Source organism: Psychrobacter sp. JCM 18903, assembly GCF_000586475.1.
Lineage (GTDB): Bacteria > Pseudomonadota > Gammaproteobacteria > Pseudomonadales > Moraxellaceae > Psychrobacter.
In genome coordinates this window covers 74,274-90,077 of record NZ_BAWJ01000002.1, presented here as the reverse complement: position 1 = coordinate 90,077, position 15,804 = coordinate 74,274, and the positions used below count along the sequence as shown (strand labels likewise).

At 42.1% G+C, this 15,804-nt stretch carries 19 protein-coding genes; 1 reads left to right on the top strand and 18 read right to left on the bottom strand.

Annotated elements, in window-relative coordinates; translation table 11 throughout:
* Positions 1 to 28: 28 nt before the first annotated feature.
* The 13 genes from TT12_RS15145 to TT12_RS01875 form a co-directional block, all read right to left on the bottom strand.
* Complete coding sequence (locus TT12_RS15145; RefSeq protein ID WP_201605345.1) at positions 29 to 1,042, bottom strand: glycosyltransferase family 2 protein; 1,014 nt, start codon at positions 1,040 to 1,042, stop codon at positions 29 to 31.
* Entirely contained in the window at positions 1,039 to 2,121 is a 1,083-nt protein-coding gene (locus TT12_RS01915; RefSeq protein ID WP_045451725.1) for a polysaccharide pyruvyl transferase family protein, read from the bottom strand. The genes TT12_RS15145 and TT12_RS01915 overlap by 4 nt, the downstream gene beginning before the upstream one ends.
* A 13-nt stretch (positions 2,122 to 2,134) precedes the next feature.
* Positions 2,135 to 3,325 (bottom strand): hypothetical protein, encoded by a 1,191-nt coding sequence (locus TT12_RS01910; RefSeq protein WP_201605347.1) that lies wholly within the window; start codon positions 3,323 to 3,325, stop codon positions 2,135 to 2,137.
* A complete protein-coding gene (locus TT12_RS01905) occupies positions 3,318 to 3,515 on the bottom strand; it encodes a hypothetical protein (RefSeq protein ID WP_207803957.1) in 198 nt (65 codons plus the stop codon). Before TT12_RS01905 ends, TT12_RS01910 begins: the two co-directional genes overlap by 8 nt.
* 11 nt (positions 3,516 to 3,526) lie before the next feature.
* A complete protein-coding gene (locus TT12_RS01900; protein ID WP_045451719.1) occupies positions 3,527 to 4,333 on the bottom strand; it encodes a glycosyltransferase family 2 protein in 807 nt (268 codons plus the stop codon).
* Between the two features lie 69 nt (positions 4,334 to 4,402).
* On the bottom strand, positions 4,403 to 5,674 hold the full coding sequence (locus TT12_RS01895; RefSeq protein ID WP_045451714.1) for an oligosaccharide flippase family protein: 1,272 nt from the start codon (positions 5,672 to 5,674) through the stop codon (positions 4,403 to 4,405).
* Between the two features lie 111 nt (positions 5,675 to 5,785).
* Positions 5,786 to 6,562 carry a polysaccharide biosynthesis protein gene (locus TT12_RS18120; RefSeq protein ID WP_279378774.1) on the bottom strand — a complete coding sequence of 259 codons (777 nt, stop codon included), beginning with the start codon at positions 6,560 to 6,562 and terminating at the stop codon, positions 5,786 to 5,788.
* Positions 6,546 to 7,787, bottom strand: coding sequence for a polysaccharide biosynthesis protein (locus tag TT12_RS18115; RefSeq protein ID WP_279378773.1), 1,242 nt, complete (start codon positions 7,785 to 7,787; stop codon positions 6,546 to 6,548). The genes TT12_RS18120 and TT12_RS18115 overlap by 17 nt, the downstream gene beginning before the upstream one ends.
* A gap of 156 nt (positions 7,788 to 7,943) precedes the next feature.
* Positions 7,944 to 8,435: a CpsD/CapB family tyrosine-protein kinase gene (locus TT12_RS16105; RefSeq protein ID WP_243443241.1), complete on the bottom strand. Its 492-nt coding sequence runs from the start codon at positions 8,433 to 8,435 to the stop codon at positions 7,944 to 7,946.
* A complete protein-coding gene (locus tag TT12_RS01885; protein WP_243443240.1) occupies positions 8,363 to 10,096 on the bottom strand; it encodes a GNVR domain-containing protein in 1,734 nt (577 codons plus the stop codon). Before TT12_RS01885 ends, TT12_RS16105 begins: the two co-directional genes overlap by 73 nt.
* A 31-nt stretch (positions 10,097 to 10,127) precedes the next feature.
* Positions 10,128 to 10,604, bottom strand: coding sequence for a low molecular weight protein-tyrosine-phosphatase (locus TT12_RS01880; protein ID WP_045451711.1), 477 nt, complete (start codon positions 10,602 to 10,604; stop codon positions 10,128 to 10,130).
* Between the two features lie 9 nt (positions 10,605 to 10,613).
* Entirely contained in the window at positions 10,614 to 10,856 is a 243-nt protein-coding gene (locus tag TT12_RS16100) for a hypothetical protein (protein ID WP_243443239.1), read from the bottom strand.
* 10 nt (positions 10,857 to 10,866) lie between these two features.
* The gene (locus TT12_RS01875) at positions 10,867 to 11,703 is read right to left on the bottom strand and encodes a polysaccharide biosynthesis/export family protein (RefSeq protein ID WP_243443238.1); all 837 of its coding nucleotides are present in this window, start codon (positions 11,701 to 11,703) and stop codon (positions 10,867 to 10,869) included.
* A gap of 588 nt (positions 11,704 to 12,291) precedes the next feature.
* On the opposite strand from TT12_RS01875, the gene rluB reads away from it, so the two are divergent.
* On the top strand, positions 12,292 to 13,239 hold the full coding sequence (gene rluB, locus TT12_RS01870; protein WP_045451708.1) for a 23S rRNA pseudouridine(2605) synthase RluB: 948 nt from the start codon (positions 12,292 to 12,294) through the stop codon (positions 13,237 to 13,239).
* Positions 13,240 to 13,464: 225 nt separating this feature from the next.
* Here rluB and TT12_RS16095 read toward each other — a convergent pair whose 3' ends face one another.
* The 5 genes from TT12_RS16095 to TT12_RS01855 all read right to left on the bottom strand — a co-directional run bounded on the left by TT12_RS16095 (position 13,465) and on the right by TT12_RS01855 (position 15,755).
* The gene (locus TT12_RS16095) at positions 13,465 to 13,614 is read right to left on the bottom strand and encodes a hypothetical protein (protein WP_243443237.1); all 150 of its coding nucleotides are present in this window, start codon (positions 13,612 to 13,614) and stop codon (positions 13,465 to 13,467) included.
* Positions 13,615 to 13,701: 87 nt separating this feature from the next.
* Positions 13,702 to 14,022, bottom strand: a complete 321-nt coding sequence (locus tag TT12_RS16090) for a hypothetical protein (RefSeq protein ID WP_243443236.1) — start codon at positions 14,020 to 14,022, stop codon at positions 13,702 to 13,704.
* Between the two features lie 40 nt (positions 14,023 to 14,062).
* The gene (locus TT12_RS16085; protein ID WP_243443235.1) at positions 14,063 to 14,344 is read right to left on the bottom strand and encodes a hypothetical protein; all 282 of its coding nucleotides are present in this window, start codon (positions 14,342 to 14,344) and stop codon (positions 14,063 to 14,065) included.
* A complete protein-coding gene (locus TT12_RS16080; RefSeq protein WP_243443234.1) occupies positions 14,341 to 14,751 on the bottom strand; it encodes a hypothetical protein in 411 nt (136 codons plus the stop codon). The genes TT12_RS16085 and TT12_RS16080 overlap by 4 nt, the downstream gene beginning before the upstream one ends.
* Before the next feature lie 239 nt (positions 14,752 to 14,990).
* Positions 14,991 to 15,755 (bottom strand): hypothetical protein, encoded by a 765-nt coding sequence (locus TT12_RS01855; RefSeq protein ID WP_243443233.1) that lies wholly within the window; start codon positions 15,753 to 15,755, stop codon positions 14,991 to 14,993.
* Positions 15,756 to 15,804: the final 49 nt, after the last annotated feature.

Below are 15,804 nucleotides of genomic sequence, written 5' to 3'. Positions count from 1 at the left end.
GCCATAAAACCAAACGTATTTTTCAAAACTATTCTGAATCTGTTTTCTCTTGACCTTTAACCCTTGCTCTTTTGTCTAGCGCTTGACGAAGCACCTGTAACATCAGCAAGGCAAATTGCGTCGGCATACGTACTATATTACTAATCATCATATTTCTTACGGTCAAATCGCTCTTATAACCCTTTAGTCGTAACGTTTTATCTGCTTTTTTAGCTTGTGCCAATGCAGCTGCTAAATAGTCATTATCTATACGAGTAAGGATACTCCAATGACTTTGTTTAATTTTATTGGCGAGTGTTTTTTTAACCTCATCCGCTTGATAGTCCTCTACTAAACTAATGACTTCTGCGTGGATAACGAAAAGGTCTAATAGTTTTTTATCTGTTGACCCTGTGATCGACGTGCCACGCTGTCTGTATAGATAAAAATCAATGGGCAGGTGATACTTAATATTAGTAGCTAAGCCAATATGCCAATGAAAAGGCCAGTCTTCGTAGTACAGACCCACTGGGAACTGTAACGAGGCCGACCGCACTGCGCTAGATTTAATAAATTTGAGCCATGCAAAATGCGGTAAGCTAAAATATGAGCCGTCTATTTTGGTTGCCTCAAATGCTAAATTTCTAGCGGGATACGGCAGATCTGTCTTTGTGATGCCATCTTTGAACGGTGTAAAACCATATGTTACAACCTCTGCATTCGTGGTGAGCGCACAATCCACACATGCTGCCACCAAGCGGGGGTCTATAGTGTCATCAGAATCAACGAACATCATGTATTCGCCTATCGCAGACTTGATACCAGTATTACGTGCCGCAGAAAGACCGCTGTTTTTATGATGCTGAATGACTTTGATGCGCTCATCTATGAGATGTGACGCAAGTGCTTGTTTTGAATCATCAGTGGAGCAATCTTCTACAACGATAATTTCAATATTCTGATAAGTCTGCTGCTTGATGGATGCTAAGCAAGCATCGATATATGACGCAACGTTATACACTGGTACGATGACACTCACTAATGGCGTTTCGATAGTCGTCATATCGCTACTAGCGCTTTTTTTAGGTCATCATACTCAGCTATATCAACTGGAGACTCATCCATCGTACCGTGAGGCAGGGACAGGAGGCTATCGATGAATGTTGCAATATCAGCAATCTCTTCCAATTCTAAAAACACCAGCCTTGGATGACCGCCTAACCAGTCCAACTGCGTCTGTCTTATCTTATGATTGGAGTTCGGGAGTACCAAGCACGGCGTACCCGATAGCAGACATAAAATCATGCCATGCAGCCGGTCAGTCACGACCAATTTTGTAGCACGAAATTGGCTAAGCTTGTCCGTCAGTAATTTTGTGCAATGTGCCTCATCGAGTTGCGAACCACCAGCGTGTGTATCGGTCTTTTCAATTTGATAGCCAGTATCTGCTAAGGCTTTGTCTATCATGGCGTATTGCTCAGCTGATAATGCGGCTTCTTTGTCATCTCGTAAGCAGCGCAAAATACCTGAAGGCGCTAAGCAATCTGTCGTACCCAGCACTGTTGCATTCGCGCTCATCACAGTATCTGGTACGAGACCAATATGCACATTACTGTACTCAGCAAAAAGCTCGATGAGTTTTGCCGCTGTTATCGACTCTCTGGCAAAAACATGTATATCTGGATGCTTGGCGTAAACTTTCACAATACGCTGCAAGGCACGTTTAGATTGAATAGAATCATTCCAATCTAGTGTCTGAGGAAAACAAACGATACGATTGGCAGGAAATGACTTGATGACTAATTGGCGCAGCTCCTCAATATCAGGATACGTGCCACCCATATTACCGCCGCCGATGATAGTGACGATATCCGTCTCTTTTATTTGCTGTTTAATGGAATTGAGCACAAATCTGGTTTGACTGATAGCAACACTAACAACATCATAATCCGTCAGCACACGTTGCAAATACTGCTTTTGCGCGTGAGAAATAGCAATATCACCAATATTGCCATAGTCAGCGGCAAGAAAAATAAAGCACCGTTTACCAGTTGGTAACGGTAAACCTCTCGCCCCCATATAAGCGGCTAAATGTTTCTTTAGTTTGAGTGGTATGAGCTTTTTTATAGCAGCAATATTCATTTTTAATGCTCCCTTATTTGTTTCTCATTAACAGCTTCTTCACCCACATACGACGCCTTGAGCCAACAGGAAACAATCTATTCAAGTTAGGGGGTGGTTTACGTTTGAGTGCTTTTTCAATGTATGGCAGCCATTCAAGACCTCTACCCGTTTTAATCATCTCATGACGAATTAACTTCCAATCTATGCTGACAGCCCTGCCCTTTATAGCCATTGATTTAAAAAGTGATAAGTCCATGGGCTCGCTAAAACATTGAGGGTTATCTATACCTGCAACCAAAAAATTGAGACGCGTCCTAACACATTTCTCACAGCGACCGCAGTTACTATCATGCTTATCTCCAGCCCAACAGACACGTAAATTCTCTATACCCAATGGCCATGCTGCAAGCGCTTGAATCTTCTCTGAACGACTAAAGCCTGCACCATCATGAATCACTCTAAAGTCGCCAGAACTTAGCAGCGGGTCAGTGATTGGGTGTGAGCCCCAAGGACTAATTAATACATCATAAGAATCACCACTACCAATGAGTCCAATGCCTGCATATCGTTTCAAGCCGCATAATACTGAGGCAATAGCAGCAGCATGATAGTCTTCCCAGTTGATAGACCAAAGCGTGCGAATATTTGTCTCAACTGGCAATAGCTCGATATTGATATCTGCGAGTGTGTTTGCCGCTATTTTTGCTGCACTGGCAAAGCCTTTTGTATCCTCTAAAGGTATATCAAAGCCATGCACAAAAACCCCTGCTTTAATATTTCGTGTGGCGTATCCTGCTCTGCCTGTCGCATGACGATAAGCGGTAAACTGAGCATCAACGCCACCAGAAAATGCAGCAATCGCACCACCTACATGCCAGTCTTGTTCTCGCATACGATCCACTTGTATATCAATCAAAAAATAACGCTCTGGCAACCACTTATTCCAAACATACTGTAGCTCTGTCAGGTTGGCTAATAGCTCATGCGACACGCTACCATGCACATGAATGGCTGCTCGCATCTGCATCGCGGGCAACAATGTGGCCAGTAAATAAGCATCACAATCATCGTCTTCTGGCATTGGCAAGTTCGCTGGATATACAAACCACAATACCTTCTCAGTCATTTGCCCGTTAGCTGTTGTCTGTTGCAGCAAACAACAGCACTTTTGGCCTTTTTCATCACTGCGTAAAGGCTGAGGCAACAAATCAATATTAAGCATATTTTTTCACCTTTTCTTTAGACCAAGACAGTTGAAGAAAAACCAGCGTCATAACATACCAACGCCGTGAAAAACATAAAATCAATACACGAATGCCGCGTGCTGGATGTCGTTGATAATAATGCGGCAAACAGTTCTGATAAACAAAAGACTGGCGTATTTTAACTAGCTCTGCACGACGTTTTTTCATATCGATATGCGCTAAATTATTAAGTAAATATGGCAGCATATGCTCGACATAACTACGAGCAAAGTCCGATAATAGCACTTGCTTTTCAGTAGCACTGATCGACCAATCATGTATCCTGACTCTGGCTGTATAGTCCGCTTCAATGGACTCCAAAAGCCTGATTTATATTGTGAACTTGTTATAGAGGTCGCATTTTCATAATAGTTGTATGGACAGTCTGGCAGCACCGATAAACGATTCGCTTTGCTTAGACATGCGATATTAAAAATACCATCCTCACCAAATTTGACGTCACTATCGAAACGCAGCTCTGCGATTAAATTTTTGCTATACACCTTGGTACAGGCGTACCAATATATATGTCTATTCTCTGTCACTCTCAGTTGTAGCGTTTCAATATCTTGCCGTAAGTATTCTGCCGCACTATTAGGACGCTCAATAACAGAGCCATCCAGCATCATGCGTTTATGACCAAATGCCAACATCTCGACATCTCGATCTACAGCTTGTTCAAAGACAAAATCAAAATACCAATCATCAATGGTGTCATCCGCGTCTATAAAAACGATGTAATTGCCGGTTGCTATATCGAGCCCAGTATTACGAGCCTCTGCCACGCCTGCATTCTTTTGATATTTCACCGTAATCCATGTCTTAGCACTCGCCCAGCTATGCAATAGGCTAGCAGTATTATCTTTAGAACCATCGTCAATGACTATCAGCTCAATGTCGTGACTCTTTTTCGCAACGTCAATACTATTAATACAACGATCAATAGTAGCAGCGGCATTGAATGCGGCGATAATAACTGAAATCATAGTGAGCCTCTCAAGTTGAGACTTCTTATACATATCCTTTGTGACATTTAAAGCAGTCAAAAAATGTACCTACTGCTCCACTTCATCGATATGAACAAGACGCCGAAAAGCGACATAAATGATAGATAAACTGAGCAAAACCCCAACAAATGAGAAAAGGGCAATGGCTATCATATCTGACTCAAAAACGTAAAAACCTACATACAGCGCTGCAGCACGAAATACCACTGCAAACACTTCTCTAATCAAAAGGAATCGCTGTAAACGTAATGCTGGCAATGCCGCAGTACTCGCACCAGACACTAAACTGGTCAAAAGCCAAATAGACAGCCACTGCGAATAACTACCTGCCAATGCCCACTCTGCACCGAACACTAAAGAAAAAAGATAATCGCCAAAAACGAACACTGTACCGAATGGCATAATACCTACCACCAATAAAATCAACGTCACTTTTAATAAAAATTGATAAGCCTCAGATGAATTTGCTGTGATGGCACGCGTAATTTTAGGATAGAAAACCTCTCCAACCGCCTGACCTAACAGCATCGCGGGTGCACCAAGCACAAGGACAGCCAACGAATACTGCCCTGCAGAAGAGGCACTAAATAATGACGCTAACAAGATAGTTGGCAACCCCACTGAAGCTGCATTCAGGATACTTTGTGGCATACGATATATCGCAAAATCACGCTGCGATATGGCGGCATGTCGAATACCCTTAGTACCAAACCAATGACGCACATTTAATACACCTACTCTAGGTACACGAAGCATCTGCATGATAAAGTTTGTGAGCTGCCCTGCTATCGTCAATAAAATAAGTAACATCCCTGAAGGTGCTAGCATACCGCCTATCAGCTTACTACTATCTGTCACAAGCTTGCTTTCCACATAAGCTCGAGCTTTCGCTTTAAATAAGCCCACCCTAATAGCAGACTGATCAGCGACAGAAAGAAAAGCACCGACTAATAGCGTTAATGGTATGAGATATAGCATGTTTGGTGTGCTTTCCATACCCATCCAACTTGCCAAATGAAACTTACCGACATAGACAACAATGAATGAGAAGACAGCTATAAACACACTGAGCAATATAGACAATCGGGCAATTGCCGCAGCATCCTCGTCACTGTCTGGCATCACGATTGCATTTGCATAGCCCATAGTGGCAATCGGCGTAATAATGCTGACGATAGCAGTAAAGGCAGCAGCGATACCGAAATCCTCAGGTCTATATAGTCTGGTGAGAAATGGCATAAAAATCATGGCGATGGCCTGCCCAGCAGCAATCCCGCCACCGACCATGACCACATCTCGCACAAAGTGACTGGTTTTCAACCTGTTTATTGTGCTCTGTATCGATGAAAATACTCCAGAGCTCATGACATATTGTCCAATTTAGTGACTCACAGAACTTGTAAGGAATTTATGACAGCGCGCCTCTCTCTATTAACCCATTTCATCTGTCAGTGTGGTATCTACTTTCTCTACCTCGCCATCTTTATCAGATCCTTCTCGGTAACCTTCGACAAAAAACTTAAACTGTGTTTTCAGCCAGACCACATCCTGCTGCTTTGCTTTTTTTGCAAATTCAAATAAAATATTTTCGATATCTTGTAAAGGAAAGCTGTGCTCCATTGCTTGCATAATCAATGGATGAAAAGTAGGTTCGATATTGTCTTCACCAATGATTAACTCCTCGTAGAGCTTTTCACCCGGTCTCAAGCCAGTAAATACGATTTCGATATCGCCATTGGGATTGCTATCATCTTTTAGCTCACAACCTGTCAAACGAATCATACGTTTTGCCAGATCAACAATTTTGACGGGTGCGCCCATATCAAGCACAAACACTTCACCACCGAATGCCATCGCACCTGCCTGAATAACCAAACTGGCCGCTTCTGGAATCGTCATAAAATAGCGTGTGATGTCTGGATGAGTGATGGTGATCGGACCGCCTTGCTCAATCTGTTTGGTAAATAACGGCACCACAGAGCCTGATGACCCTAAAACATTGCCAAAACGCACCATGCTAAAACAAGTCTGACTGTTACTTTGGCTCAATCCTTGGCAGACCAGCTCAGCTAAGCGTTTGGACGCTCCCATGACATTGGTAGGTCGCACAGCTTTGTCAGTAGAAATCAGCACAAAAGTCTCAACGCGGGCCTGTATCGCAGCACGGGCACAATGGTAGGTGCCTTTGGTATTATTGATGGTGCTCAAAGGGATTGGATTCAACAATAGGCACATGCTTATAGGCTGCAGCGTGATAAATCGTTTTTATATGGTTTTTTTCGAATATATTGATTAATTTTTTTTCGTTACTGACACTGCCGATGACGCTAATAATCTCAATGTTGTGATAATCAGCATCCGCTTTTTTGAGGTTACTAAGTTCTTGATCTATGGTGTATAAAGCATACTCAGACTGTTCATATAGCACCAAGCATTTAGGCTTATTTTTGATGATTTGCCGACACAGCTCACTACCGATTGAACCACCTGCCCCGGTAACGAGAACGTTTTTGCCCGTGATGTTTTTTTGTAGCAACTCCGCAACAGGTTCGACTGTTTCTCGTTCGAGCACATCTAATATGTCAACGGGTCGTATATGACTGACAGTTACTATCTCATCAGCAAGCTCACGTAAGCTTGGCAAGTCTTTTATCTTAACGGAGATACCTGACAGACTGTCCATAATCTGTTTTTTACGACCACGGCTCATAGAGGGCATGGCCAAAATCACCTGCGCCACATTGAGTTTTTCTATCAACCACGGAAGCGCGTGAGCTGCATATATTTGTTTGCTATGCAAATAAGCCCCAGTAAGCTGCGGGTCATCATCGATATACGCCACTACATTGTACTGATAAGAATGCCTCAAACTTTCTAGCAACTCTCTACCAGCTTCTCCTGCACCATAGATAATCACATTGTCACAACAGGCATTTGGACGACGGTTTTGACCTGTACCCTGTAGACGTTTCAGTAACGCGCGGATCATGAGCCTACTATTCCACAGCCAAATAAAAAATAAAAATAAAAATATAACGGGGGCTGAGCGTGGTATTGTCGCTGATGGGCTCAAATAAATGATGACTTGATAAACAATAATAAGTAAAAAAAACAGTTGCAGCACACGACCCATCACTGCATCAAAAAACCCTCGAGAGGCGCTGCGATAAAAACCAATAAGATATAAGCTAGCAACCGGCACGAATGCATAAAAAGCCAATGCTGCAAGACTGATATGAGAAGCCACATATCCTTGTCGTAGCATCAATGCCAATAAAAGGCAAAAGATCGACATGGCAAAATCTATACTAAATAAGAGGGTGCTTTTAGTCAGGCGTGGTAATGACAATAAATACAGAGCCACACGCTTCGACCATTGATTAAAACCACTGGACGATTGATAAGCATTGTTTGACTCTGTTTTTATCAACATAATATCCACCCAATTAAGTTGGTTTGCTTATAAGCGACTACCACGCAAACTAGTGGTTATCTCCATAGGCATAATGATAATGATAGCTATATTTATCCATAAGACCCTGCTGTACATCATTGAGAATAATGCCATCTACTTGTACATTGGCTTTATTCATTTGCTTGATCGCATAAACCAGCTGCCTTCTATTGAATGATTAAACTTCGTAACGATGAGTACTTTGTCTGCATGTTGCGCAAGTACCATAGCATCTGACGCCGCCAATATCGGGGGTGAGTCGATGACAATATAATCGTATTGAGTTTTTAATTCTGCCATCAAATGATTGAATTTTTCGCCCATCAATAAGGAGGTGGGATTATGCGGTTGCCGTCCGCGCGGTATGAAATCAATCAACTCCATACCAGTGGGGTGAATAAAGCTTTCGACCCCTAAGCTAGGAACCTCACTGTCTGATCGAGTACCATCAATCGGAGAAAAATGCTTTTTATCCTGCAACAAATAATCGGCAAGACCATCATGTTGGCTCATATTAAACATTTTATGCAGCTCACCTAAGCGCATGTCACCATCTATGACCAAGACTTTTTTGTTGAGCTGGGCAAATACCTCTGATAAATTGGCAGCGATAAACGACTTGCCCACACCAGGCTCTCCCCAGTAATCAATATGACTTGCGCGGGCTGCCCGACCGCTGTCCCCATTGGCATACCAAACATCAAATTGGTTCTTAAACTTTTGATCGCCTCATAACTCAAACTACTGTGATCAACATGAGCGAGCATGCGAGGGGTGGAATTCTTCTTTTTACTCAACCTCGACAGTAAGGGTGAGCGTGGAATCGTTGCAATGACAGGGATGCCCGTTGTGACCTCTAAATGCTCTGGATCTTTTACGACATTTCTAACAAGGTTCTTCAAGAGCACCAGCATCACCCCAAACATCATGCCTATCAATGTGGTCAGCATCAGGATTTGTAGTTTATTTGGTGCAATGGCATTAAAGGTACTGGTCGGTGAATCGATAATACGGGCATAGCCGATTTGACCAGCCTTGACGATTTTAAGTTGCTCATAATTTTTGAGCAGCGTCAGATAGATTTCTCGATTGATTGCCGTATCTTCTGATAGCTTTAGAAACTCTCGCTGTATTTCAGGTAGACCTGCAATGGTATTATCTATCTCTCTTGTTCTATTATTAAGCACTTTGAGCTGTTCATTAATTTGAATGACCAGTGGATGTTCTTCGGTATAATAAGTGGTTAGGTCTGCTTTTTTTAGTTTAAGCTCATTGAGCTGCTCATCGATGCGAGACTTCTCATTCAATAACAACTCGGCTTCTTTACCCACATCAATCGTGCCATATTTTTTACGAAAGTCATTAAACAGTGCTTCAGAAGTCTCTAATTTTTCTTTTAATAGAGGGATCTGCGTTTCCATAAAGGCAAGTGTTTTGGTCGTTTCTTCAGAACCGCGAGATTGATTTTGATCGACGTAAGATCGGACGATCTGATTGAGGATAGTCGTGATTTGCTCTTGGTTGGGACCCGTCATCGACAGCTGAATGATCCCCGTTTTTTGACCTTTTTCTTCAACGGATAAGGCGCTGTTGATAGCGTCAGTCGCAGCCTTTATCGTCTGCTTACTAATATTAATTGGGTAACCATCAGCAGGTAACTCTGTGACAGTAATATTAATCTGACCGTCCAACCCTTTAAACTGATGCGCCTGACCAAGCTGACCTTTGAATTCATCAAACCCATTGCTCAAAACAAACCCTGTAGCAGATTTTTTTAGTGTAAAAGGTTGGTTTAAGTACGCTGGTGATACATCAAATTGGCGGACTTTTACTATGCCATTTTCGGTATCAAGTGACACATCATCGGGTGTGTTTAATTGCGTGTAAGTACGATTGCTTTTTATTCTATCAAGATGACCAATATTGGGATCTGTTAGCTTAATGCGCAGGTGCAATCGCTCAACCACTGGCTCCAATATCATACGTGATCGTATCAGCTCTGCTTCTGTCTCCGCTTTGCTGACTTCTGCACCAACCAACTCTGAGATACTCTCACCAAGCGCCTCTATTCCTTGAGTATTTTCTTCAATCTGTATCAGCGCATCTGATTTATAGATGGGATTCACATAGCGGGTATACAAAAGCCCTAGTAAAAGCCCCAATATCGCCATGAGAGCAATGATTTTCCAACCACGTAACAATACTAAAACCAGCGCCATTAAATCGATGTCGTCATTGTTTTTTTCGCCCGTAGACGTTGATAGGTCTTTTGAATCTATATTATTCATAACCATATACTCATCGCTCAATGTTGATCGTTTAATAGCATTCGCTGAACTTCAACGCTCTAATCGATGTCGCGTCGCTAATCTTGTCAGTCCATTGTTCAAGACTATCGATAATATCTTGTCTACTCTTCTCAAATGCTGAGTCATCCTGCTGATAAGGGTCAGCAATATCTTTATCAAGCCAATGCCCAATTCGAAAGGTTTTTCCGCGACAGTGCGACCACTGACTTTCAATCCATTTGGTTTGGCTGGTTGTCATCGTCAAAATTAAATCTGCCTGACTGACTAATGCTTCATCAATTTGCTTGGCGATATGAGCACCGATGTCTATATTATGAGTGGCCATCAATACAACCGCTTTGGCATCAGCTGCGTGACCTACGAGCGCTGACAGACCAGCAGAGTCAATGTGCTTTTCTGGGTAATATGCCGTTAATATGGCAGCGGCCATCGGGCTGCGGCATATATTGCCAACACAAACGACCAAGACTTGATCAAACGCTCCCATGACTGACTCCTATATCCCTGAAATCACATTGATTGCTGATGTTGAAGGCAGTATGGCGCTAATAATACGATTCCAGCGCGCCAAGCCAGTTGGGTCAACATAAAGAATGTCATTGGCTTGCATGTCAAAACGACTGGCCAAGGCAAAACTTGTGATGCTCTGCATGTCGACATAATAAATATTGGTGTATTGATACTTTGGATTATCCCGAACGATATATACTTTGGCGGCGTTGGCCGTATTAGAATTCAATCCATTTGACTCACCTAATACATGCGCTAGGCTCAGCCTTGCTCAGGAATAGCAACGGGCTCAATTTTGCCAAATTCTCCCAATACATAGACCTTATTGCGCTTTGGCTATTGACATGAATAGCATCGCCGTCTTGTAAGTATATTTGATTGGCAGACAGCCCCATTTGATTCAATGATTGGATACCGAGCTTGTAACTTTTGCCTTGACGGTTTAATACGATATGGTTTGAATCACCCGTATCAGTCGTACCACCCGCCATAGAAATAGCACCATATACTGAGATGGGCACATCTGCGATAACAAACTCACCAGACTGCTTGACCTCACCATCCACAAAAAACTTACTACCACGGTAGTTGATGATTTTGACCTGAGGATCTGAGTATTTGAGATAGCGTTGAAGCTTGCTTTGCAAAGTGGCAGTGAACTGCGGCACACTGAGACCGCTGGCTTTGACTCTCCCTATTAAGGGGAATTGTATAAACCCTTGCTGGTCAACAGTCAGACTAGACGTTGAGGCATTAATATCTGGATAATTGGTCAGGATAATATTGAGAACATCCCCTTTAGCAATGCCATAGCTGACACGCCCAGATGTTTTTACTAAATGATATAAATCTCGATCAAGGATGACGGCTTCTTTAGCTGGTAGATTAGCCAAACTCAAAGGTTGAATATAGAATTGTAGACCGTTTTCTGCAGTGAATGTCCCTGACTCGGGTAATTTTCCAGACTGAAGTCCTGAATTTATTGTGCAACTGCTGAGCAATACTGTCAGCAATAAGCAAGACGCACTTGCTATTAAGGAGCGCTTTTGTACAGAAATGAAATATTTATAAACCATAACAGTTACTCATATTTATATTCGTGAATCAAAAATAAGTGCCTTGCTGCTATCAATATATTCATAAAAAAGGATGTATTTATTGAATATACACCTAAACTATACATAACGCAATATTTATAAACATTGATGTAAGAACATTTTTTTAGTTAATTTATTTTAGGTAAACCCTTTTCAAAAAAGGTGTATAGCGCATATCGATAAAAACAAAAAGACAGAAAAATCTAAATCGGCAGACATATTCAACGGAGTTAGCAGTATTTTTTAGGGTTCATGCTGTCAAAAATATAAATTTGGTATTGGTTATACTGCTTAATTGATCTTAATAATATTCGAAGAAATCACTGTTTTATTAAAAAATAAATATAAGCATTTGTGTGCAAATACCTTACTTTTATAACACCCTAATCAACTTTTATTTTAGAAATCTCTTTTAATTTAGCAAACTTTCTTTTATTAATATAAAACGATAAATTGATACCGTTTGTAGATACTGGTTTGCGTGCTAAAGTCATCAAAATAGCGTAGAATAGTCAATCCAATTTTTTACATTGAGAAATGTAAACCCACCGACTCAAGGACATGATTATGAAAGATGAAAAATTACAGAAAGCCCTCGCCCGTATGGGTCTTGGCTCACGCCGTCAAATGGAAGAAGTCATAAAATCAGGGCGTGTTACTGTTAATAACGGACCTGCGACCATTGGTGATCGCGTCGAGCAAGGCGATGAGATTCGTGTTGACGGTCGTCAGATTAAATACACCTCTGAAAACGAAAAGCGTCGCCGTGTTATCGCTTACTACAAACCTGAAGGCGAAGTCTGCTCTGCTAAAGATCCAGAAGGCCGTCCAACCGTTTTTGAGCGTTTACCAAAACTGACTCATGATCGCTGGGTGATGGTTGGTCGCTTGGACATCAATTCAACTGGGCTATTATTGTTTACCAATGATGGTGAGATGGCGCATCGCTTGATGCATCCGTCTGGCGAAGTGACTCGTGAATATGCAGTCCGTGTATTGGGTGAAGTCACGCCTGATATCGCTCGTGCGCTAACGGCTGGCGTTATGCTAGAAGATGGCATTGCAAAGTTTGAAGATATCAAAGAAGGCGGTGGTGAAGGCGTCAACAAGTGGTATCACGTCCAACTAAAAGAAGGTCGTAATCGCGAAGTACGTCGTTTGTTTGAATCACAAGGCCTGAAAGTAAGCCGTCTACTACGCACGCGTTACGGTACGATTGCTCTACCAAAAGAGCTACGTACTGGTCGTTTCTTAGAACTCGACAGAAAAGATATCAATACCTTGACTGATTTAGTGAGCTTGCGTCCTCGTTATGGTACGGGTCTGCATGGCGCAGCGAAAGAGAAGCAAGAGCGTATCAGAAGCAAGCCGCTTAAAGCGCGTCGCGCTACTGACAGTCGTAGCGATAGCCGCAGTGGTAGCGACAATCGCAACAGCAGCGCAAAGCCTAAAAGCAGTGCTAGCCCTGCCAGCCGTGGTACGCGCAATACTCGTGACCGCAACGACAAGCGTTAAGTGATACCAAACCCAAAAAATACGATTAGCTGCGTCAAACTCGTTTAGTCTACAATGTGTAGTACTTGCACTTGTTTTCCTTGCTACTCTAATTTTTGTGAATGGTATCGTTTTAAAGTTATCGCTTTAAAGTAGACAACAAAAAAGCAGCCAATGATGAATAATCATTGGCTGCTTTTTTATATAAGTTTTACAAAGAGTCGTTGTCAACCTAGCGACTTATATTTAGCTATCGTGGCTATTAATATAATTCCTCATTACTCGTAGCTCTTGCAACTGCTGACTTTCCATTTGTTCTAATAATCTATCTAGACGCTGCTCAATATTATTAAATACCTGCTGTAATAACTGATTGGCTTCCGCCTTTTTTTTCATTATCCGCATTGTCAGTGCTTATATTAATATTCGCTAGATGATGATGACTGGCAAGCATTTCAGGCAGTCGAGTGTGTAACATCTTATTCAATACAACTGTTGCTCGGTTACGGCAGGCGTTTTATGCTGAGCTTGTAATGATTTTTGATATGCTTGATAGCGGGTTACTTTTTCATCGATACGTTTTAATTGGCGCAGCTGTGGCTCTGATAAATTTTTCAGGTGTTTTTTATTTAAATTTAGTTGCTGCCAACTGAGTTTGGACAATGACAACGGTGCATCATAATCCTGATAAGTGAGTACACCTGGCGAAATACCGACCGCTTTGTGCAGCGCATGCCAGCCTTTTTTACCCAAATAAAAGGTGGTGACGGTCGTCACAATGCCAATGCCTATTAAGATGCTCATATACCCTTACTCTTCATCGTTTGATCACACCACTTTGCCTTTACAGTTTAATATTCTCAGCACTCACATTCTTACCAGTTGCGCCAGTTGGATTTTCAATCGCTTTAATTTCTATATTGGTATTAGCACTACGGACACTACTAACATTGCTATCGAGCTTTTCAATATCTGTCGTAGTAGCAGGATTATTAAAGCGTTTTTGTAGATAGCGATTGGTCGCCAGCAGCTTTTGACCATCTTGGTGATAAGAGGCATTCAGTAAATCATCAAACTGAGTATTAATGGTACGTAATACATCTAATAGCGCTTCTTTTCCAGTCACATTAGAGTGCTTGATTTTGGTCGTGTCAGCGCGCGCGCATCCCCCACATCTAAGTCGTGCAAGCGGCGATAGTCAGTCACAGCAAGTGGCACATGTCTGTCCATTAAATTTTGAATCATAATGTAGGTTTCATTGACCGTGTCTTTATCGTCTATCTTGCCATCATTATTGGTATCGCCATAAATGACCCGCAGCTTCTCCCCTTTTTCATTGATTTGGTCAAGTGCTGTTTTGACTTCAACAGGCAAGCTTTTTTCTGGGATGTAACCCAATTGCGGCATCGCTTTGTACTCAAGCATTTTAGGCGCAGTCATTTTTTTGATACCACGATACCCAAGATATAACCCGGCTACTGGTAACACTCCATATAAAATGAACATGACAAACATCGCAGTAACTTGAGTCATTAGAGTATCCTAATTATTAGATAAAATGGCTTGGCTAAATAGCTTGGGAAATTTCTTATTATTTTAAATAAGATAGATAGTTATTATTAAACAAAAAAATAAGGCTCTATTAAAGCCCTATATTGTTATGCATTGCGTCGCTTGTGTGAAAACCATGTTAGGGCGTGTCCCCAATTCAATCACAGCTCTGAATTATGTTAATTTTATAATGCCAATTAACAGCCATTATCTATTAGTAATTAACTTTTTGTCCGGCTTTTGACATAACGGTGCGTTGAAGCCAAACGATTCATCACCGTTTGATGCAGCTCATCTAACAATTCATCAAGCTCATAATCAATCTCTAAAAACAAATCCGTCAGCATGTCACCTGCCGTCATTTTTCCTTGCACCATATTGTTTTTGGTACGGTGCGGGCTAAAACGCTGTAGCTGCTCATAATGATGTAGGGCTTCTGGAATGCTCTCTGACACCAGCTTATCGATGACAAATTGGCGTTCATTATGTTGCTGTTGTTGCTGCTCATTGAGCTCACTGCTCCACTCACGATAGCGTTTTAACTTACCATTGATACGGTCTAGTATCGCAACCGCCTCGATGGGCATGGCGTTTAGGGTGGCTTCATCGACCACATCAACAAGCTCAGTCATAATCGGGCAGCGTCCATGTTTGAGATACCACAAGGTATCGGGGTCAAAAGGCGGTCTATTGGTCGGGCGCATCTGAGCGCGATTGGACAGGTAGCGATCAGTCAATGGTGTCGGCGTTCTGATATCACTCACTTGCGCCAAAGCATCACAAATACGTTCGCTGCGCTCAGGCGGCGTCAGTACGGAACGCTGACTGACAGCTTGATCATTTTTATCATTGTTTTTACTATTGTTATCAGTCACCTCTATATCTTGACTGATAGCCATCTCCTGAGCATTTTTGGCTGCTAGCGTTGGCAGGTCATCTTGAGCTTGCCCAAATGACTTTAGCATTCTTGTCAGACTTACCACCATGACCTACCTTGCCCCTCGTCCCGTGCACGCTTATTGCGCTCGTATTGCA

Coding starts and splice junctions, on each gene's coding strand:
- TT12_RS15145 (WP_201605345.1), bottom strand. CDS start 1,042: ATGACGACTATCGAAACGCCATTAGTGAGTGTCATCGTACCAGTGTAT.
- TT12_RS01915 (WP_045451725.1), bottom strand. CDS start 2,121: ATGAATATTGCTGCTATAAAAAAGCTCATACCACTCAAACTAAAGAAA.
- TT12_RS01910 (WP_201605347.1), bottom strand. CDS start 3,325: ATGCTTAATATTGATTTGTTGCCTCAGCCTTTACGCAGTGATGAAAAA.
- TT12_RS01905 (WP_207803957.1), bottom strand. CDS start 3,515: ATGAAAAAACGTCGTGCAGAGCTAGTTAAAATACGCCAGTCTTTTGTT.
- TT12_RS01900 (WP_045451719.1), bottom strand. CDS start 4,333: ATGATTTCAGTTATTATCGCCGCATTCAATGCCGCTGCTACTATTGAT.
- TT12_RS18115 (WP_279378773.1), bottom strand. CDS start 7,787: ATGTTGATAAAAACAGAGTCAAACAATGCTTATCAATCGTCCAGTGGT.
- TT12_RS01885 (WP_243443240.1), bottom strand. CDS start 10,096: ATGAATAATATAGATTCAAAAGACCTATCAACGTCTACGGGCGAAAAA.
- TT12_RS01880 (WP_045451711.1), bottom strand. CDS start 10,604: ATGGGAGCGTTTGATCAAGTCTTGGTCGTTTGTGTTGGCAATATATGC.
- TT12_RS01875 (WP_243443238.1), bottom strand. CDS start 11,703: ATGGTTTATAAATATTTCATTTCTGTACAAAAGCGCTCCTTAATAGCA.
- rluB (WP_045451708.1), top strand. CDS start 12,292: ATGAAAGATGAAAAATTACAGAAAGCCCTCGCCCGTATGGGTCTTGGC.
- TT12_RS16095 (WP_243443237.1), bottom strand. CDS start 13,614: ATGAAAAAAAAGGCGGAAGCCAATCAGTTATTACAGCAGGTATTTAAT.
- TT12_RS16090 (WP_243443236.1), bottom strand. CDS start 14,022: ATGAGCATCTTAATAGGCATTGGCATTGTGACGACCGTCACCACCTTT.
- TT12_RS16080 (WP_243443234.1), bottom strand. CDS start 14,751: ATGACTCAAGTTACTGCGATGTTTGTCATGTTCATTTTATATGGAGTG.
- TT12_RS01855 (WP_243443233.1), bottom strand. CDS start 15,755: ATGGTGGTAAGTCTGACAAGAATGCTAAAGTCATTTGGGCAAGCTCAA.